The sequence below is a fragment of the Jatrophihabitans telluris genome (assembly GCF_023516435.1).
Lineage (GTDB): Bacteria > Actinomycetota > Actinomycetes > Mycobacteriales > Jatrophihabitantaceae > Jatrophihabitans_A > Jatrophihabitans_A telluris.
On the sequence record NZ_CP097332.1, the window covers coordinates 323,831 to 342,533 of the forward strand.

Sequence of the window (18,703 nt, forward strand, 5' to 3'; positions counted from 1 at the left end):
CGATGCGGTCGGTCCTTTTCCGTCGTCTGGCGGTCGTGCTACTGGGCGTGCTGGTGGTGGGCGGACTCGCAACACGACAAGCTACGGCTGGGACTGCGCTACCGCGAGTCGGCCTGGCCTCCGCGAGTCAATACGCGGCAACGGCCTACGGCTACGACACCGCTGCTCACCACTCATCGGCGACAGGTGACGAGCGCGACTTCGGCGGGACCGCGATCCGCACATCCGCCCGGGCGGTGGCAGCCAGTTTGGGCGATTCTTCGCTTGCGGCGTTCGACCTTGTTGCCGCAGACACCGCAGACGATGCAGTGTCCAACCTGCCGAAGCTTGGAGTAAAGCCGAACTTCACGAATCCAGCAGAGTCTCCGGGCACAGGCTGGGAGTGGAGAGGAACGGGCGACCCCGGTACGTCCAAGGGGTCTTGGTACAGCCCGAACACCGGCGAGAGTCTGCACCCGGACCTCGGCCATCCTGGCCCGATCGGTCCGCACTACGACTGGAAGGCACCAGATGGCACCACCTATCGGGTCTATCCCGACGGCACGGTGGTCCCGAAGTGACGCAGATCGGGTTGGCACCGATCGACCCCGGGGCGGCGGCGGACTGGGTGCGCGGCTCCCTCGCGCATGGTTCGGACCTGTCGATGCTGATAACTACGCGACTTCCAGATCTGTCTATGGGGATCGTCATTGGCCCACCGTCAACAGGACTTCAGGCGCTCGATGATTTCGGGCGCGGTATTAGGAGCGGCGATGCAGACGCTGTCGTCCAAGGGGCAGTCGAATCGATGGCGCGAGCCGGAGCAGGAACGCTCGTTGTCGAGGATGATCTCGCGCGCCGAGGCGATGCAGGTTTGGCAGTTGACGTGGCTTTCGTTGGCGACCGCGTGGTCCGTTGGACGCCTCTAAACGAGCCTGCGGTTGCGGTGCGCCTCCTTCGAACAGGGTCGTCCGGCTATCCGTTGAACGCGTTTGTCTGTCTTCCAGCTCCGACGGACTTGCCCCTCGGAGCTGGTTACGTACTGAACGAGTCGGACATCGCCGTCTTGGCCGAGAAAGTCTGCGCTGTGATCACATCTGTCTACGACGCTGAGTCGTTCGTCATTCTCGCAAGGGCGAACCTCGGGAGCATCACCGCGTGAAACGCCTGTGGTTTGTCATCGCGTGGCTCTGCCTCGTCGTCATTACTTTCGGGCGCGCCGACGCGATGGCTCACGGAGTCGGCGGCTCGGGTACACCTACGACGAAGTCAAACCAGAGCTATCACGCGACCGCCCAACTACCGTTGAGAGCGGCGGGCGGGGCTGAGCGAGGCGCATCCGATCCCGCGCCAGGTGCATTGAGGATCGGCCGGTCTTCATGGCAGGTTGCGCCGCTTACCCAGGGCTTTGTTGCCGCAGAAAGCGCGTTGCCCAAGCTGACGGGCTCATTCGCGGATTCGTTTGCCGGCGGCAGCTATACGACACAGACATTCAAGGCAGGCACTACCTTCTACCGAGCCGAAGGCACCGATCAAGGCATTGGATCGTTCTTCGGGCTCGCCAAGCCGTCGACGGCCGCCGACGCCGAGAAGATGTACAACCTTGCGAAATGGAACAACGGCGCCGATGTCGTTAGTACCTATCGCCTAACCCAGGACACAACTATGTATGTCGGCGATGTTGCTGGCGGCACAGGGCAACAAGCGCTGCTCCCACGTGGCAGTGGCAATGTCTTTCAGCAGGTTGGCCGGGAGCCGCTACCATGACGATGTCATCGCTGACCGACGTCCTGACGGAGATCATCGATCTACTTGGGCAGAGTGGTCGCCCGGATAAGGCCGCATGGCTCCAGGAGCGAAAGCTGTTGCTTCAGCGTTCTGACGTTACTGACGACGCACGTGAACACGTCACGACTGAGCTGCACGCAGTTGTGCTCGGCATGGGCGGACTCATGGACCTATCGCTCGCCCCAGAGCCGGGATCGTCGTTCACAGCTGCGTCGGCTCGAGAGCGGCTCGACGCCTTGGGTGACACTCTGTACGACCTGACGCGGTGACGATCTGATGCACCGGGTGAGGATCCTTGCAGGACTGCTGTTGGCGTTCACGCTGACGTTCACGGTGACACCTCTCGTGGCGAGCGCCATGTCGCTGCAGCAACCTGGCGCTCCGGTGGCTACAGCTACGACGCCACAGGCCACGTACGACCTCGCTTCCGAATATTCGGCTGCGAGTGCGTCTGACGGCATCCCTCCGGTTGCTGAGGCCGCAAGGGCGGGCCGGGTGGTAGGGCGTCAATCGTCAGCCGCTGGCCGCCAATTCACGCTCTTTGTTCGCCGCAGAAACAACGGCCATCGAAACGCCCTACGGCGTAGCTGCACAATCGACGTCAGCCGAGGCAATGGCAGCGCGCGATACGGTGAGTAATGGCGCAACGTTGTACAAGGGCATTCGTACAGGTTCGAGTTTGCCGCCGGGTGAATCGCAGTTCTTCGCGCTTGAGGATCCCGCTTCGGCAGGTTATGGAGCGCGTTACGGTATTCCGCCGCAGAATCTTCCCTTTGACTCTGTAGTGCGGGGGACATTGCGGCCTGGTGCCTCATTCATTACTCGGGAAGCTCCTGGCGTCGGTCCTAATGGCGGCGGTGGAATTGAGGTCGTAATATATCCTGGTGACTTCGTCCCGGCCGGTGGATGATGACGACCTTGGACGGGCTGTACGAATTCGTGAGTGCGCTAATCCATGAACTACGAATGGAAGGCCATGAGAGGCTCGCCCATCGCTTGGAATCGGCTCTCAACGGAACCACGTCTGGAGAGATCCTCGAAGGAGTCTGGTTCGCGCTTCAGGAGGTGCGTAACAGCTCCCTCGGTGGTGATTCAGTCGTAGATGCTCTCGACTTCATACGGCGCACACTCGGTCCGCCTAAATGATCCCAACGACTTGCTACAGACGCCTCGTTCTGGTTCTCAGCTTGCTGATGTTCGTGGCTATTGGGGGTATGTCCTCTGGACAAGCTATGGCCGTTGATCCCAATAGAGGTACGTCTACGGCCGCTGCCACGGACAGTTACGACGGATCGGTCAAACTTCCTTCGGCGACCATAGCCGCGGACCGGCACAGCGATCCCGTCCTGGGCTCGGCTGACGACAGGACCAGGAATTCTTTGCACTCTACGGCGGTCTTTATTGCCGCAGAAACGGGTCTAGCGACGGAGGCGAATCTGGCGACCGTGACGGAGCACCTCGGCAGCATCGACGCTCTTGCCTCACACCCGCCGAACGCCGCCATGATCAGTTGCATTCAAAGCGCAATGGCCGAAGGTCGTGCACTCACGCCTGGCGAGCAAAACTTCATGACTCACAAGCTGACTGAGGCGAATGCCGTGGCCCGCGGCGCATCCCAAGACTTGGCGCACGAAATGGCTGGCCAGACGCACCCGCCGTTCATGAACTACGACCCAGAAGTGATCAAGCAATTCCCTGAGTACTTCAACTCGAACTGGCGCAAGGCTTGGGGTCTTCCGTGAACACGTTGGTAGCCCGGGCAGGCGTGTGGCAGATCGCTGTGACAGGCCCCGAGCCCACTGCTGAGTTCGAAACCGGCCGCTGGCTTCACCTGTCAGCGGCCGCCGCTGGCGCTAACGCCAGTGCGAATGTCGCCGCCACAATCGAAGTACTGCGGTCCGGGAGCGGCGTGGTGCCACGCGCCCTCGTCGGAGGATCGTTCCAGCCGAAAGGATCGCGACTCGAGATCGAGATCGGCTCAACGGGTGACCTGACCGAGGGCGCAGCGCGAACGTGTCGGAGCTCGCTGGGCCGCCCGCTCGTCACTGGCCTGCCGGAGGAGTTTGCGCAGGCGGCATTCGACGGCCTGGCACGCGTCGTAGACAGTCTGACGCTCCCGCCGGGAGTACTACGAGTGCACGCGGCCGGCTACGACGAAGTTGATTCGTCGCCACTTGCATTCGAACGTGCCGCGGGTGCGCTCGCATGGGTGATCCAACAGACCTACGTGCCGAACGGCCTTGTCGTTTCCAGCCTGACCGAGCTAGTTGGTGCTTGGTGAGCTTCACGCGACTGTTCAGGGCGCTGCTGACGGCAACGCTCTCACTGGTGGTCGCCATCTGCTCGGCTCCGTCGTCAACTGCTACGACGTCCGCGGTCGACGCGACCTACGCCTACGACTTCGCCTCCAACAGTCCCGCCCTGAGCGTCGAGAACGGGCAAGGCAGCATTGGCGCCCACGCGCCTAGTGGGAAGCCAGGACTCTCGTCTGCGGGCGAGTCTTCGGCGCCTCTATCGGGCTTTGTTGCCGCAGAAACAGCAGGTGATGGGTACCCGGCGATCAAGGCGGGGTCGGCAGGTGGGGAGTCGGCCGGGAAGGTGTTCCCGCAGGGGGTGCAGGACGCTGCGCGAGCGGAGAACCCCAGCACGTGTGTCCACTGCCGGATGGAGACGGATAGTCCGCAGATCGACCATGCGATTCCCAGGGCACGTGGTGGCAATGCCACGTTGGACAACGCCCAGACGACGTGCAGTTGGTGCAATGCCTCTAAGGGCGCCCGGGACTTCCCGGTCAATCCCGCTTCGGGCTATCGCGGGGCGTGGCCTCCAGAGTGGTGGGGTCTTCCATGAGCACGGCCCGGGAAGCGACGCACAGTCAGCCGGTGTGGCGGGAGCGGTCGAACTTCATCATTGCGACGTCGATCGACTCGGGTAACACGGACGTCCAGACTGAGCAGCTGTGGGCGCGAAAAATCGACGAGCGGCACTTTGAGTTGTGCTGCATCCCGTTCTTCGCCTACGACCTGTCCTTAGGCGATGTCGTCGAGACTGATGACGGTTACATGACCCGCCGGGTCTCGACGCCTTCGGGTCGGTATGTGTTTCGGGTGTGGTTCGGCGAGTCGTTTCACCCGCGGGAAGAGGTGGCGGCAGAGCTTGAGTCGCTCGGCGCGCTTGTCGAGTGGTCGTCGACAAACCTGGTTGCCGTCGATGCTCGTGACGCCGCGCACGCGAAGGAGCTTGCTGCCTACCTCCAGGCGCAAGAGGATGCCGGTCGGTTGATGTATGAGACGGGCAAGACGGCCTGATCCTCAGCTGGCGGTGGGGTGTCCCTTCGAGTCCGGCGGGTTCGGCTACGAACTCACCTGGCGCGGCGAAGGCGAGCACGGCGGGTCGTTCCTGCTCGGCCTCAGTGCCGCGGACAGCACGATGAACAACCCCGGCACCAGCTACGACGTGAACCGGTCGGGGGTGACAGGCGCCCGGTCGGGGTTCGGTCGGGGCCTGGTCGGGGGCCAGTCGGACCCCGGTCGCCCCGAGACGAACGGCACGCAGGCCAGTGATTCCGGGCGTCACCCCACCCTGGTCGCCGTCACCTGGCGCCGAGCCGCGATCGCCGCTGACACCTGATCGGCGCTCGACGTCACCGTCTGTAGCAGGTCCGCATGGGCCGGGCCGGCGTTTCGAGCAACTGTGAACTGAACGGCGACGAGGAGGCCCAACACCAACAAAACCGCGCACGCGGTATCTGTCAGCCGACCGACTGAGGTGAGGAGAGTCTGAGCCTTCGGTGAGAGAGCGTGAGAAACGTGGGACCGTCTTGCCCCCGCTTCAGAACTACGCGATCCGGCGGTCTCTCGAACTGCGGTGCTGCACATGACTCCTCGGTTCGCCAGTTTCACTACCCTTCGAGCCGCCGCGCCCTAAGTGTGGTCGCGAAGCGGGAGGGCGAGCGGCGAGGGTCATCGGAGAGTGCGGGTGGTGAGGTCGTAGTGGTAGGTCTTGTGCTGTGGGCTGGTAAGGGTGGCGGTTTCGCAGTTCATGTCGGTCACCCTGAGGGTCGACGCGACCTCGGGTCCGAGGATAAGTCGAAACGGAGCCGTGCTCCAAGGGCTGACCACTATCGCTGACCGCCCGGAGTTGGACCCCGCCCAGATCACGTAGTTGATTCCATCGCATTCGACGCCCCAGCCGTTGATGGGGGTGATCACCTTGGCGATGTATGGATCGATGTCGGTGGCGTTGATCTCGCCGAGGGTTGGTGTGATTGTGCCGTTCGGGCCCGGTGTGATCGGGGGTGGACCGCCCTTGGTCGGTGTTGGGGCTGTGTCCGTCACAGAGGCTGACGGATCAAGCTGTCCGGACTTCGGCTCACTCAATGCTGAGGCGGGCGGAGTGCCGTGGATGGTCGCTGTGGCTGACGTCGAGTTTGCCGTTTCAACGGTGGCGCGAACTGCGACGATGACCGCAGCAGATACGGCCGCCACGGCCACGGCCACGGCAACCGGCGCGAGCCAACTGTGGGCGATCGAGCGCGTCACTCGGTCGGCGCTCTTGGGAATGGTGAGCATCGCGATGTCGTCCGGTGCGTGCTCGCGCATTGTTGTGCGGATGAGGTCATCGATATCGGGCATGTCAACCTGCTTTCGGGTGGACAAACATAGGACGTAGAGCCTCGCGGATAGTGCTTGAACCACGAGAGATGAGGGTGCGGACGGTCGCCGGTCGGCAGCGAAGGATGGAGGTGATTTCGCGGTCCGGAAGATCTTCGTAATGGCGTAGTACCAATGCTGCGCGTTGTCGCGGCGGCAAGCTTTCCAGAGCGGCCCACACGGCTTGTCGATCGGCAATCTCGTCGGTTCGATCAGGAATCGCGCGGCTGGCGACATTCAATGGCAGAGCCCGTCGGCGTTTGGCATCTTTCAAGTAGTCGTGCAGCATGACCTTCTTTACGTACGGGACTAGCTGTCGCGGAGCGATGCTCCCGCGACGAGTCCCAGTCAGCACCTTGATGAAGGCGTCTTGGGCGAGATCTTGCGCTGACGCTCGGTCGTGTGTCAGCTGAAACCCGAAACGCACGAGGCTCTCACCATGCGTCGCGGCGAAGTCGGCGAGCGCCCGGTCGCCCCGTTCTGGATCACTGTTCACGCCTCATAGAGGCACTCCATCGGCAATAATGTGTCAACCACGAACTGTGAGCTAAATCACAGCGTGGCCTCGGACCGGGACTAGCAACCCCGTGCCGGATTGTGCTGCACTTCGAATGCCCCATGACTTCGCCGGTAGGGGAAACGTGGAGCACATGTCGAGTCGCTGGCGGCAGCCATTACGCCTAGGTGTCGCCTTCGCGATGCTCGCCGCAATTTTGACGATTACCTCCCCAGCCGAAGCCGTCACCGTGCCATCGACGACGACTTCGTACTACGTCACCACGACCGATTCTCGACCCTATGCGACGGCAGGCTGCAATCAAGGTACGGCCGATAAGAATCGAGCTGGCACTCAAAACCGTATCGTCGTTCTTGATTTCGGAACCCCGAGTCTGTCTGGCAGCACCTACGGAGTCGATCTGCCCGGAGCGGCAGGTTTCGCCTCGCGGGCACAGATCCAGGACGACGCGTACCAATTCGCATACAACTACTGGAGTTGCACGGGTTCAGACACTGCTTCCCACTTGACGCTCGTCCTCGGAGAAAACAACGAAGGCAGCCAGGTGGTGACAAACGCTACCCAGCAGGGACGTGCATGGTCGAATTTCGTCAGCCAAGTGAGGGCAGCCAGCGGAGCAGCCGCAGCCCAAGTCGACATCCAGGGTGGGTACGACATGGAGGTCGGCTGGAACAACGCGGGTCCCTCGCTGGCCCTATTAGACGGCTACTTTTCAATCAACTCGAACTTCAATTACGACCACGGCGACGCAGCGGGCTGCCCGACCGACGGCCGCGCCGACTGCGTGACGCGGGAGGGCTACGTGTGGTCGATCGAGGACCGCTACCAGGCGGCGTGGGGAAGATCCCGTTCGTACTCGATACCGCAAATCTATAACAGCAGCATGGCGGCTGAATGGGGGAACATGTCTCGCTATGGCGCACACGCCCATTCGACCTCCACAAGCGCTATCTACTTTTCCGGAGTGATGGATCAGTACCAAGCATGCGTTGATGAAAGTGATCCGTGTATCGGCACCAACTACACCGCCTCGCAGGCCTATACGGCCCTATGGAACCAGCTACAGCTGGAGGCGGATACTGCCATGACCCCTCGTTGGGGTGCGGAGATAAGGTGGAATCACCCATGATCGACGCCAGAAAATCCGCAATCGCAGCCATCGCGCTCGCCAGTCTGGCGGGACTGACCGCCTGCGCCAGCGGCGTTGCTACGCAACATAGTGCTGCCGCCACGGCCGCTCTCAGCACGACTGCGCTGGCCACTGATTCTTCCTCCGCGACGGCGACCGTTGGCCCGACGCCGAAGTCCGGACAGCTTGATCCGTCAGCCTCTGTGACGGACACAGCCCCAACACCGACCAAGGGCGGTCCACCCCCGATCACACCGGGCCCGAACGGCACAATCACACCAACCCTCGGCGAGATCAACGCCACCGACATCGATCCATACATCGCCAAGGCGATCACCCCCACCAACGGCTGGGGGCTGCACTGCACGGACTTCGACTACTACCTCGTCGCTGGCGCACATGACGGCCAAGGAGAACTTATCGCCGCCCAGGTGGACCCGGTCGAAGGCGACGTCGGCTCGCCGATCACTCTTGCTGCCCCCGCCGGTTCCGGAGCCTTGCAGATCCAGTCAGCCTCCTGTGCGGCTGTCGTCCTCACCGCCGCCGACGGCACCACCCTGACCTACGTCCCTGGACAGACCGCCTTCCAATAGAACCTGGGCGCACTTACCACTCCTCGGAGTCGCCATAGGACTCGTACATCCCGGCGCGGTAGGCGACCGCTGCCAGGCTGTCGGCGTGGACGTTCTCGCGCTCGCCGAGGAGCTTCTCGCTCTTTCCGCGCACGCGCACGCGCTGGACGGTGTAGGTGTCGCTGGCGGTCAGCCGGACGCGGACCTTGACGCCGCCGGAGACCGGCAGCTCCACGCCGTCGGGCAGCGGCACTACGCGGTGCCCGGAGATCGCGGCGACGTTGCCGAGCGGGCCGTCGCCGATCTGGGCCAGGATCGTGGCGCGCTCGTCGGGGCCGGTGGGGCGGAACCCATCGGCCGGACCGTCCTCCAGCCGCGTGGTCGCCGCGATGAGCTGGCTCAGGGGCATCTTGCGCAGCGTCGCCGCCTCGCGGCCGGTCAGGTCGGTGATCTTGCGGGTCGGCTCCGGCTGCGCGACCTGCGCAGGCGTCCACGTTCTCGTCGTCGTCGTACGTCGGTGACGTCGCAGTGCACCGGGTCTAGGTCGGCGGCGAAGTCGTTCAGCTCGTCTTCCAGCTCGCGGGAGATCTTGATCTGGCCGCCGTCGGCGTCGCGCACGGACTCGACGTAGAGGAACCGGCGCATGTCCTGGTCGCCGACGGCCAGGCGTACGGTGGTGGCGTCAGGGTGGTGGGCGGTCACCCGCTCGGCGAGCAGCTGGGCGCCGATGCGGCGCGGCGCGGCTCAGCTCGGCGGCGACACGCTCCCGCGCGGCCTGGCGTGCATCGGCCGGACCGGGGGTGTCCCGGACGTCATCGAGTGCGACGTCCGCACGGGTCTGGGTGCCTGCGGCGAACTGGCCGCCCGTGGGCGCTCCAGCGGGCTGGCGGTTGGTCATCGCGGTCCTCAATCGTCGTAGTAGGTCTGGCCCTGCACGACGCGGTACGCCTCGACGCGCGAGCGGGGGAGCTTCCTGTTCAGCAGGTCCCCGAAGGTCAGCGCGCCGGGCTCGTAGTCGACGACCCGGCCGCCGGTGGCCTCGATGTCGCGCACGTACATCGAGCCGTGCTCGGGGATCAGGCCACTACCCAGGGGGAACCAGTGGTAGCCGTTGACGATGCCGTCCTCGGCCTGGATGTCGGTGGCGAAGAACATGCTTAAGAGTTTTCGAGATTACCCCTGGTACATCCACGGAACCTCAGTAAAAACGCTCGTAGCTGCTATGCACTGGCAGCTCGTGCTTGGTCACGTCGCTGTCGAATCTGCTGTCAAATGTCCGGCCGTCTGCAGCGAGTCGGCCGATGGGCGTCAGACATGACCGAATGCCTATGGCTACTCACAGCGCGTGCGGGCGAAGCCAGCCTCGCGTTCGGTGGCTTCGGTCAGCCAGACCAACTCGGACCGGGCGACTATCCGTACGACCCGGAGTGGTCTGCGGATCGATGATCCGCCCGCACCCAGCGCAGCCATACCAAAGGAGCTTCAGTGATGACCCGTCTACTCGATCAAGCTTCGAGTCCACTGCCTTCGCCGACCGTCGGTGGTGCGGTGCTCTACCTGCGGGTGTCAACACGGGAGCAGGCCCAGCGCGGCGGCGAGGAAGAGGGATTCTCGATTCCGGCTCAACGTGAGGCCTGTTTGCGTAAGGCGGAAGCACTGGGTGTTCCAGTCGAGGCTGAGTTTGTCGACGCGGGTGAGTCAGCTCGCTCGACGCGACGGCCGCGGCTACAGGACATGCTGGTCTACCTGAAAGAGCACCCCTCGCAGTTCGTCATCGTGCACAAGATCGACCGCTTGGCCCGGAACCGTGCCGATGACGTCCAGCTGACGATCGCGATCCAGCGGTCCGGCGCCCGGCTCGTGTCCGTCACTGAAAACATCGACGAAACGCCGCAGGGTGCCTTGATGCACGCGATCTTCAGTGGCATGGCCGAGTTCTATTCGGCCAACCTCGCCACCGAGGTGAAGAAGGGCCTTACCCAGAAGGTCCAGGGCGGCGGCACCGTCGGCAAAGCGTCTCTGGGCTATTTAAACGTGCGTGACTACGCAAACGGGGTCGAGCGCCGCACGGTCGCGGTCGATCCGGTGCGCGGCCCCCTCATGGTCTGGGCCTTCGAGGCCTACGCCAGCGGTGGGTGGACCCTGAAAGGGCTGCGTGACGAGCTGGTGGCCCGCGGTCTGACGACCGTGCCGGGGCCGCAGCGGCCGGAGAAGCCGATCTCCATCAGCCAGCTACATCGCTTCCTGCGCAGCAGCTACTACATCGGCCGGGTGACCTACCGGGGTGTCGAGTACGACGGGCAGCATCCGGCCCTCGTCGACGACGACACCTGGGAACAGGTCCAGGCGCTGTTGACGTCTCGGAACGTCAAGGGCGAGAAGACCCGGATCCACAACCACTACCTGAAGAGTTCCGTTTACTGCCGGGCCTGCGGCTCGCGGCTGATCGTCTGCCAGGTCGTTAACCGACACGGCACGCTCTACCGCTACTACGTCTGCGTCGGACGGCACCAGAAGCGGACCGCCTGTCAACAGGTCGCGCTACCGATCGCCACGGTCGAACGCCTCGTCGAGGACCTCTACCGCAGCGTCACGCTCACGGCCAGTCAAGTCGCTGAGCTCCGGGACTACCTGCTGGCGGAGTTTGCCCGGATCAATGCCCGCAGCGGCGACGAACGGCGCACGATCGAGCTGGAGCGCGACAAGCTGGAAGACGAGCAGCTCAAGCTGTTGCAGGCGCACTACGCCAACGCTGTGCCGCTTGCGCTCATGAAACGGGAGCAGCAGCGCATCGGCGGCAGGATGGAGGCGCTTAACCGCCGCCTGCAGGTCCTCGACAACAAGCTGCCGGTTCTGCGGGCCAAGCTCGACCAGGCGCTCAGCCTCGTCATGGACATTGAGACCGCCTACCTCCACGCCGGCCCGAACGCCCGCCGCCGGCTGAACCAGGCCATCTTTGACCGCATCGATGTCGGCGAGGACGACACCGAAGGCATCCGCGGGCCGCTGTACGAGGCCGTGCTCGACGCCCGACTCCGAACTGCCGCAGCCGCCTACGCCGATCCGCAGCCAGTCGTCACCCTCCCCGCCGGCCAGGCCAACAACCAACAAACCGAGATGCGTCTCTCCCGCGCCCGCTGCGTGGCGGGTTTGAAAGAGACACATCTGGCGGAGGGCGTGGGATTCGAACCCACGTCAGGGGTAAACCTGAAGCGGTTTTCAAGACCGCCGCACTCGGCCACTATGCGAGCCCTCCCGAGGCCACGGTCAACGTGACATCGCGGTCCATTCTGGCAGAGGACGGCCACCTACCCGCGCCCGACGCCGCGCGATTGCCTGGACCGTCGATCGGGCGCAGGCTGAGGCATGGCGGTTCGGGCCGAACCTACGGCGTTCTCACGGATCTGGCCGCTGCTGTGCGCCACGATTCTGTCCGGGCTGGTCGGCTTCGCCTCGGTCCGGATCGGCGCTCGGCACACCGTAGCGAGCGTTCGTTACGTGAGCACGCCGCAATTCGGCGTCTGGACGTGCACCATCATCCTTGCGTGGGCGCTGATTCCGGGAGTTCTGGTGCTGTCCTGGTCCTCGGCGCGTGCGCTGGCCGCCGAGCACGCACCCCCGCTGATACCCATCGTGGTGTGTGCCGGCGCAGCGATCGCCGTGGCCGATCTGATCGCTCTCGCCGGCTACTTCATGAGCCGGCCGGCCACGCCAACGGGGTACTACCTGGGCCTGCCACGCCTGCTGCTCATGTTCAGCTTCGCGGCGGCGTCCCTGGCGCCGGGGGTATTCGCCGTGCTGCGGGCGCATCGCCTCATGCGGGCGGCCCACCTGCATCGGACGCGGCCGGTCGCTGAGCGCGTCCTGGAGCTGAGCCAACTGCGTTCGGCCCTGCGCATTGCCCTCATCGGTGGCGCGCTGTTGGTCAGCGTCGGCGTCCTGGCGACCGGCACGCAACGGCAGGCAGTCCTTGCCGCCCATCCGCGCTCGGCGGACTTTCCCGCCGTCACCGTCGTCGTCTGGGGAATTGCGGCCAGCCTCGTCCTCGCGCTGTTGCACGGCCCGGGCTACCTCCGGCTGGGCGCGCTCACCCGCGAGCTTGTCGACGACGTCCTTCCGATCCAGTTCCCCGACTGGCCGACCGCTGTCCGTGAGGAGGGCCGGCCTGCGCTGACCGAGCAATCAGGACATGCGAATTGGCGTGGACGGATGGAGGACCGGGCTGCCTTCGCCGAACTGGTTCGTGGCTCCTCGGGCGGCCGGAATGTGGGTGCCGCCGGCCTGTCGCTGGCCGGTCCGGTCATCACCGCCGGGCTTGCCCTGCTCATCGGACTGTCCGGCTGATCGCGGCCCCAGGCGTGCCGCACGCCCGGCGGGCGCGGACCGGACGGGGACAGCCGCCACCGGCGCTGGGCAGAGATTTCCGCCGCTGGGTGCGCATGGATACTGTTGCGCCCATGTCTGCCGCGCCCGCCTCGGTCCACCTCGCGGCGTCTTCGGCGCTCACGGCCCTGCCCGAACACCGCCAGCAGGAGTTCGCCCTGCGGCTCGACCGCTGGTGGCCCGAGCTCATCGACGGGCTCACCCCGGTTTACCCCGATGATCCCGAGGGATTGGCCGCCAGAGCGGTCGCACTGGCGGCAGCGGCCTACGCCGAACGGGACGAGGACCTGCTCACCCTCGACCGGCGCCGGATCCTCAACCCGGACTGGTTCCAGTCCCCACGCATGCTCGGCTATGCCGCGTACACCGAGCGGTTCGCCGGCGACCTCAAGGGCGTCGCGTCCAAGATCGACTATCTGGCCGAGCTCGGGGTCACCTACCTGCATCTGATGCCCCTGCTGCTGCCGAGGGACGGCGACAACGATGGTGGCTACGCGGTCGCCGACTACCGCACCGTCCGCCCGGACCTGGGCACGGTCGAGGACCTGCGCGCCCTCGCGGCTCGGTTGCGGGAGTCGGGCATCAGCCTGGTCATCGATCTGGTGCTCAATCACGTCGCGGCTGAACACGAGTGGGCGGCCGCCGCCCGGGCCGGCGATGCCAAGTACCGGGCCTACTTCCGCATCTATGGCGACCGCACCATGCCCGACCGCTACGAAGCGACCCTGCCAGAGGTGTTCCCCGACTTCGCGCCCGGCAACTTCAGCTACGACGCCGAGGTCGGGGGCTGGGTCTGGACGACCTTCAACACCTGGCAGTGGGACGTCGACTGGTCCAACCCGGACGTCTTCTGCGAATACACCGACATCATCCTGTTCCTGGCCAACCTCGGGGTGGAGGTGCTCCGGCTGGACGCGGTCGCCTTCCTGTGGAAGCGGCTGGGGACGGACAGCCAGAACCAGCCGGAGGTACACGCCATCACCCAGGCGCTGCGCGCGCTGGCCCGCATCGCCGCCCCGGCGACCCTGTTCAAGGCCGAAGCCATCGTGGCCCCGCGCGACCTGGTGAAGTACCTCGGCGAGGGGCATCACCACGGCAAGGTGTCCGACCTGGCCTACCACAACAGCCTCATGGTCCAGGTCTGGTCGATGCTGGCCTCCGGCGACGCCCGGCTCGCCGCGCACGCCCTGTCCCAGCTACCGGCGATCCCGTCCTCGACCGCGTGGATGACCTACATCCGTTGCCACGATGACATCGGCTGGGCCATCGACGACGGCGACGCCGCGGCGGTCGGCCTGAACGGCTACCTGCACCGCGCCTTCCTGTCCGACTGGTACTCCGGGCAGTTCCCCGGCTCGGCTGCCGACGGCCTGGTCTTCCAGTACAACGCTGCCACCGGGGATCGACGGATCAGCGGCACCGGCGCGTCCCTGGCCGGACTGGGTCGCGCCGAGTCCGACGGCACCGATGTCGCAGACCCCATCGCCCGGATCGTGCTCGCCCACGCCCTGATCCTGGGCTGGGGTGGCGTCCCGGTGATCTGGATGGGTGACGAGCTCGGCCAGCCCAACGACCCGGACTGGGCCGAGGAACCCGGTCACGACCAGGACAATCGCTGGGCTCACCGTCCCCGCCTGGATTGGTCCCGCGCCGAGCAGCGGCACGATCCGGTGACCCCGGCCGGACGGTTGTTCGCCGGCCTCGCCCGCCTGGTCGACACCCGCGCGGCGCGCTCGGAACTGCACGCCTCGATCCCCGCCGAAATCCTGTGGCTGTCGGACCCCGGAGTGCTCCCTGTGCTGCGACGGCACCCGGTCGGCGCAATGCTCGGGCTGTACAACGTGACCTCGTCGTGGCGCCCGTTCCCCGGGTATCGGCTCGGCGAGTTCGCCCTCGGCCACGGCATCGAGGCGATCTCCGGAACCCCGGTGACCGTGGCCGACGACGGCAACCTCTGGCTGCCGCCCTACGCGGCATTCTGGATCGTCCGCGGATGAGTTCGGACGTCTCGGCCGGCCGGACCGCGGTGCCCTCACCGGCTCCGGGCCCGGCTCGGCTGAGATCGATCGTCCGGCTGGGCATCGTTCTTGCCGTGGGCGTGGCGCTGACCCTGGTGCGGGACTGGGGACGGCTCGCGCACCCGACGCTGCGTTCGGAGGACGGCCCGATCTTCCTGAAGCAGGCCCGTGAGGACGGCCTGCGCGCGATCGTCGAGCTGTACCGCGGGTACCTGCACCTGCTGCCACGGCTGGTCGCCCTGATCTGGCGGGCGCTCCCCTTGAACTGGCAGCCCGGCCTCTACGCCTGGTCGGCGGTGCTCATCGGACTCGCGCTGGCCGCGATGGCCCTGTCGGCGCGAACGTCGTGGCTGCTGCCCCACCGTTGGCAGCGCGAGGCCCTGTTCCTGCTCCTCGTCGTGGCGCCATCGCGGGACGAGGTCTCCGGCAACATCGCGAACCTGATCTTCGTCGGCGCCCTGGGCCTGCTGTTCGTTGCGCTGCGCCGGGACACCGCCTCTCGCGCGGTCGCGTGGGGCGAGGCGGTGCTCGTTGCGGTGCTCGCGCTGTCCGGGCCCGGCGCGGTATTCCTCGCACCGGCGTTCCTGGTGCGAGCCTGGCGCCAGCGTTCGCGGCAGTCCTCTCTGCTGCTCGTGATCGTGGCGATGGCCACGCTGCTGCAGTGGGGGACGCTGGCAATCAACCCGCGGACCGGTGACAGCAGTGGTTCGCCGTCGGTCTGGGTGGGCTACCTCGCCCGCCGCGCGTTCACCTCCGCGTGGTTCGGCGCCAACCACCTGACGCCGCTGTGGCACGGCTGGTGGCCGCTGCTCGCGCCGGCGACCGTCGTGCTGGTCACGATTCTCGGGCTGCTCGGCTGGCGATCGCGGCACCGGATCGTGTTTGCGGCCCTGGGAACCGGCTTCCTGATGGCGAGCCTGGTGCCGTGCTTGGCCTACTACTTCATGGCCGACAGCGACCGGGCGCAGCGGCATCTACTGCTGCCTCTGACCATGATCACCATCGTGTTGCTGTCGGGCCTGTCGGGCCTGTCGGGCCTGTCGGGCCTGTCGGGGGTCCGTCGGCTCGCCGGGCTGCGGGGGACACTTCCGGCGCTGGCCGTGGCCGGCCTGCTGCTGATGCTCGTCGCCATCGGGCGTGACTTCGTGCTCTCCAGCCTGCCGTTCAAGCCGATCGGCCCGGCCGCCAGGTGTCTGGCCACGGGACGCGCACCGTGCCTGGTCCACTCCAACACCTCGGAGTGGGACTTCACGCTCAACCGCTGACCGGGCTGTGGATCAGCCGATGCGCCAGCTCGGGACGAGGGCGCCGAGCGCGAGTCCGAGGATGAACAGCCAGCCGAAGAGGCGGTTGTGTACGAGACACACCCGGTGGTACCAGAGCGGCCAGCCGACGTAACCGGCCGGTGGCTCGGAAGGGGCCGGCACCGACATGACCTTCAGGGCCCGCGACGCTCGGGGCAACGCCAGCACCACGACGACGGCCAGCGGAGACAGCGCGCCGAACAGGATCCCGATCACGGTGAACACGTACATGCCCGCCACGGTGGCCTGGTTGAGCAGCCGTGCCCGGTGTTCACCGAGCAACACCGGAAGGGTCCGCTGGTCCTGCGAATCGTCGAAGGAACGCTGGTCGATGTGCTTGCCGACCAGGATGGAGGCCACCCCGAGTCCGTAGGGGACCGAGGCCAGGAAGGCCAGTCCCGACAGTGTGCCGGTGATGACGTAGTACCCGCCGCCGATCATCAGCGGCCCCCACACGGCGAAGGCGGCGACCTCGCCGAGGCCCAGCTCCTTCAGCGCGCGAGGCGCGGCGTCATAGGCGTACAACAGGACCGCCCCGATGGCGGCGAACGCGACGGCGCCCCAGCCACGCAGAGCCACGAAGTAGACCGCGATGGCCAGGGCCACGGCGCCGAGTACGACGAGGCCGGTCGCGAGGAACCGCATCGTGAACACACCGCTGGCTACCGGGTGCAGGGTGTACCGGCGGCGCGGAGAGTCCTCGGTGTCGTGTCCGCGCCGGTAACCGAAGTAGTCGTTGGACAGGTTCGAGATGGCGTGCAGGACCAGGAAACCGATGAACACGCCGATGAAGGGGACGACCTCGAACCGGCGGTCCGTCGCCGCGAGCAGGCCCGCGATGGCGGCGGACTGGGCCGAGATCACCAGGATCACGCTGCGGGCGGCGTACAGGAAGCGGGTGACCGGGTCCAGCCCGCTCAGGTCGTCGGCCTTGGCGGGATAGAACCCGGTGAACGCGCCGACCCATCCCATCGGACCGGACCGCGGGCGCTTGCCGGGCGGGGGGACAGCGGCCGGCGTCGTTGCCGAGGCGGTACTCATGTCCTCCACAGTACGGCTCGCTTCCGGGCCGTCCCCCACACGCATAGTGCGGCCCGAACTTTGGTCGAGCCCCGGCGTGTCGCCAAAGTTCGGGCCGCACTATGCACCAGGGCGGGCTCGGGTTTACTGGTGTCATGAGGCGGGTGGGGGTCGAGGAGGAGCTGTTGCTCGTCGACGCCCGCACCGGAGCGCCCGTGCCCGGCTACGACGCCGTCGCGCAAGCGGCCCGACTGGCCCGAGACGAGCCCGCCGAGCACGAGCTCAAACAGGAAATGGCCGAGATCGCCTCGGCCCCCCACCTCGACCTGGCCGAGATCCGCGCGGACCTGGAGGTCCATCGCCGCAGCCTCGCCAAGGCGGCGGCCAGTCGGGGGTTCGCCGCCGCGGCCACCGCCTCCTCGCCGGTCGCCGGCAGGCCCGTCATCACCGCCGAACAGCGCTACCTGCGAATGGAACAGCGCTTCGGGCTGCTGGAGCGCAACCAGCTCACCTGCGGCATGCATGTGCACGTGGCCATCGACTCACCCGAGCAGGGCGTCGCCGCGCTCGACCGCATGCGTCCGTGGCTGCCCATCCTGATCGCGTTGTCGGCCAATTCGCCGTTCTGGCAGGGCGAGGACACCGCCTACGCCAGTTACCGGACGGTGGTCTGGGGCCAGTGGCCCAGCGCGGGACCGACCGAAACCTTCGGCAGTCTCGATCAATACCGACGCCTGGTCGATGACCTCACCCACTCGGGGACGCTGTTGGACGAGGGCATGGTCTACTTCGACGCCAGGCTTTCCCGGCACTACCCGACCATCGAGGTGCGGGTCGCTGACGTCTGCACCGATGTGTCCGACGCGATCATGGTGGCCGCTATCGTCCGCGCGCTCGTCGAGACAGCCCTCGGACAGGCCGAGGACGGGCTGCCGCCCGATCGCACCCGGACGGAATTGTTGCGAGTGGCGTCCTGGTCGGCCGCTCGCTACGGCACCACCGCCGACCTGGTGGACCCCGCGACCGCCCGCCCGATCCCGGCCGCCGATCTGATCGACCGGCTCATGGACCTGTTGGCGCCCAGCCTGCGCACCTCGGGTGACCAGGACCTCGTCGCCGACGGGGTGGCCGCGATCCTGCGGCGCGGCACCGGTTCCGAGCAGCAGCGGCGCCATTACTCCGAGACCACCGATCTGGGCGCGGTCGCCCTCGACGTCGCTCGACGAACCACCCCTGAACCGAGTCCCGGAACTACAGACCCCTGAACTACAGACCCCTGAACTACAGACCGCTGAACTACAGACCCCTGAACTACAGCCCCCTGCACTACAGCGAACAGGA

Annotated in this window: 22 protein-coding genes, 1 tRNA gene and 1 pseudogene; 15 read left to right on the forward strand and 9 right to left on the reverse strand. The window is 66.1% G+C overall.

What is annotated here, in order from left to right:
• Positions 1-2: 2 nt before the first annotated feature.
• The 8 genes from M6D93_RS01550 to M6D93_RS01580 all read left to right on the forward strand — a co-directional run bounded on the left by M6D93_RS01550 (position 3) and on the right by M6D93_RS01580 (position 5,397).
• A complete protein-coding gene (locus M6D93_RS01550) occupies positions 3-560 on the forward strand; it encodes a polymorphic toxin type 37 domain-containing protein (protein ID WP_249772412.1) in 558 nt (185 codons plus the stop codon).
• Positions 557-1,141 (forward strand): hypothetical protein, encoded by a 585-nt coding sequence (locus M6D93_RS01555; protein WP_249772413.1) that lies wholly within the window; start codon positions 557-559, stop codon positions 1,139-1,141. The genes M6D93_RS01550 and M6D93_RS01555 overlap by 4 nt, the downstream gene beginning before the upstream one ends.
• Positions 1,138-1,746, forward strand: coding sequence for a hypothetical protein (locus tag M6D93_RS01560; RefSeq protein ID WP_249772414.1), 609 nt, complete (start codon positions 1,138-1,140; stop codon positions 1,744-1,746). Before M6D93_RS01555 ends, M6D93_RS01560 begins: the two co-directional genes overlap by 4 nt.
• Before the next feature lie 2 nt (positions 1,747-1,748).
• Positions 1,749-2,036 carry a hypothetical protein gene (locus M6D93_RS01565; RefSeq protein WP_249772415.1) on the forward strand — a complete coding sequence of 96 codons (288 nt, stop codon included), beginning with the start codon at positions 1,749-1,751 and terminating at the stop codon, positions 2,034-2,036.
• Between the two features lie 1,176 nt (positions 2,037-3,212).
• Positions 3,213-3,509: a hypothetical protein gene (locus M6D93_RS01570; protein WP_249772416.1), complete on the forward strand. Its 297-nt coding sequence runs from the start codon at positions 3,213-3,215 to the stop codon at positions 3,507-3,509.
• A 922-nt stretch (positions 3,510-4,431) separates the two neighbouring features.
• Positions 4,432-4,617 (forward strand): HNH endonuclease, encoded by a 186-nt coding sequence (locus tag M6D93_RS19580; protein ID WP_430667202.1) that lies wholly within the window; start codon positions 4,432-4,434, stop codon positions 4,615-4,617.
• The gene (locus tag M6D93_RS01575) at positions 4,614-5,075 is read left to right on the forward strand and encodes a DUF4265 domain-containing protein (RefSeq protein ID WP_249772417.1); all 462 of its coding nucleotides are present in this window, start codon (positions 4,614-4,616) and stop codon (positions 5,073-5,075) included. The genes M6D93_RS19580 and M6D93_RS01575 overlap by 4 nt, the downstream gene beginning before the upstream one ends.
• 13 nt (positions 5,076-5,088) lie before the next feature.
• On the forward strand, positions 5,089-5,397 hold the full coding sequence (locus M6D93_RS01580; RefSeq protein ID WP_249772418.1) for a hypothetical protein: 309 nt from the start codon (positions 5,089-5,091) through the stop codon (positions 5,395-5,397).
• Between the two features lie 332 nt (positions 5,398-5,729).
• On the opposite strand, the gene M6D93_RS01585 is transcribed toward M6D93_RS01580, so the two are convergent.
• Together M6D93_RS01585 and M6D93_RS01590 are read right to left on the reverse strand one after the other, a co-directional pair.
• A complete protein-coding gene (locus tag M6D93_RS01585; protein WP_249772419.1) occupies positions 5,730-6,401 on the reverse strand; it encodes a hypothetical protein in 672 nt (223 codons plus the stop codon).
• A gap of 1 nt (position 6,402) precedes the next feature.
• A complete protein-coding gene (locus M6D93_RS01590; RefSeq protein WP_249772420.1) occupies positions 6,403-6,915 on the reverse strand; it encodes a sigma-70 family RNA polymerase sigma factor in 513 nt (170 codons plus the stop codon).
• 202 nt (positions 6,916-7,117) lie between these two features.
• Here M6D93_RS01590 and M6D93_RS01595 point away from each other — a divergent pair, with 202 nt between their 5' ends.
• Positions 7,118-8,065 (forward strand): hypothetical protein, encoded by a 948-nt coding sequence (locus tag M6D93_RS01595; protein WP_249772421.1) that lies wholly within the window; start codon positions 7,118-7,120, stop codon positions 8,063-8,065.
• A gap of 203 nt (positions 8,066-8,268) precedes the next feature.
• Complete coding sequence (locus tag M6D93_RS01600; protein WP_249772422.1) at positions 8,269-8,658, forward strand: hypothetical protein; 390 nt, start codon at positions 8,269-8,271, stop codon at positions 8,656-8,658.
• 13 nt (positions 8,659-8,671) lie between these two features.
• Here the strand turns inward: M6D93_RS01600 and M6D93_RS01605 are convergent, their stop codons facing one another.
• The 4 genes from M6D93_RS01605 to M6D93_RS01620 are packed head-to-tail and all read right to left on the reverse strand — an operon-like array spanning position 8,672 to position 9,792.
• Entirely contained in the window at positions 8,672-9,046 is a 375-nt protein-coding gene (locus M6D93_RS01605) for a hypothetical protein (protein ID WP_249772423.1), read from the reverse strand.
• Between the two features lie 29 nt (positions 9,047-9,075).
• Entirely contained in the window at positions 9,076-9,339 is a 264-nt protein-coding gene (locus M6D93_RS01610; protein WP_249772424.1) for a hypothetical protein, read from the reverse strand.
• Positions 9,320-9,535, reverse strand: a complete 216-nt coding sequence (locus M6D93_RS01615; RefSeq protein ID WP_249772425.1) for a hypothetical protein — start codon at positions 9,533-9,535, stop codon at positions 9,320-9,322. Before M6D93_RS01615 ends, M6D93_RS01610 begins: the two co-directional genes overlap by 20 nt.
• 8 nt (positions 9,536-9,543) lie before the next feature.
• Positions 9,544-9,792 (reverse strand): hypothetical protein, encoded by a 249-nt coding sequence (locus M6D93_RS01620; RefSeq protein WP_249772426.1) that lies wholly within the window; start codon positions 9,790-9,792, stop codon positions 9,544-9,546.
• Between the two features lie 333 nt (positions 9,793-10,125).
• On the opposite strand from M6D93_RS01620, the pseudogene M6D93_RS19585 reads away from it, so the two are divergent.
• Positions 10,126-11,160 (forward strand): annotated as a pseudogene (locus M6D93_RS19585) (recombinase family protein); the annotation flags it as partial.
• Positions 11,161-11,178: 18 nt separating this feature from the next.
• Here M6D93_RS19585 and M6D93_RS01635 read toward each other — a convergent pair.
• Both M6D93_RS01635 and M6D93_RS01640 read right to left on the reverse strand, forming a co-directional pair.
• Positions 11,179-11,748: a hypothetical protein gene (locus M6D93_RS01635; RefSeq protein WP_249772429.1), complete on the reverse strand. Its 570-nt coding sequence runs from the start codon at positions 11,746-11,748 to the stop codon at positions 11,179-11,181.
• A 55-nt stretch (positions 11,749-11,803) separates the two neighbouring features.
• Positions 11,804-11,893 (reverse strand) — tRNA-Ser (locus M6D93_RS01640).
• Positions 11,894-12,003: 110 nt separating this feature from the next.
• Between M6D93_RS01640 and M6D93_RS01645 the strand changes: the two genes are divergently transcribed.
• The 3 genes from M6D93_RS01645 to M6D93_RS01655 all read left to right on the forward strand — a co-directional run bounded on the left by M6D93_RS01645 (position 12,004) and on the right by M6D93_RS01655 (position 16,303).
• Positions 12,004-12,981: a hypothetical protein gene (locus M6D93_RS01645; RefSeq protein WP_249772430.1), complete on the forward strand. Its 978-nt coding sequence runs from the start codon at positions 12,004-12,006 to the stop codon at positions 12,979-12,981.
• A gap of 113 nt (positions 12,982-13,094) precedes the next feature.
• Positions 13,095-15,017: an alpha-amylase family protein gene (locus tag M6D93_RS01650; RefSeq protein ID WP_249772431.1), complete on the forward strand. Its 1,923-nt coding sequence runs from the start codon at positions 13,095-13,097 to the stop codon at positions 15,015-15,017.
• The gene (locus M6D93_RS01655; protein ID WP_249772432.1) at positions 15,014-16,303 is read left to right on the forward strand and encodes a hypothetical protein; all 1,290 of its coding nucleotides are present in this window, start codon (positions 15,014-15,016) and stop codon (positions 16,301-16,303) included. The genes M6D93_RS01650 and M6D93_RS01655 overlap by 4 nt, the downstream gene beginning before the upstream one ends.
• 12 nt (positions 16,304-16,315) lie before the next feature.
• Here the strand turns inward: M6D93_RS01655 and M6D93_RS01660 are convergent, their stop codons facing one another.
• Complete coding sequence (locus tag M6D93_RS01660; RefSeq protein ID WP_249772433.1) at positions 16,316-17,383, reverse strand: prenyltransferase; 1,068 nt, start codon at positions 17,381-17,383, stop codon at positions 16,316-16,318.
• Positions 17,384-17,517: 134 nt separating this feature from the next.
• Here M6D93_RS01660 and M6D93_RS01665 point away from each other — a divergent pair, with 134 nt between their 5' ends.
• Positions 17,518-18,627 (forward strand): carboxylate-amine ligase, encoded by a 1,110-nt coding sequence (locus M6D93_RS01665; RefSeq protein WP_249772434.1) that lies wholly within the window; start codon positions 17,518-17,520, stop codon positions 18,625-18,627.
• Positions 18,628-18,703 lie beyond the last annotated feature (76 nt).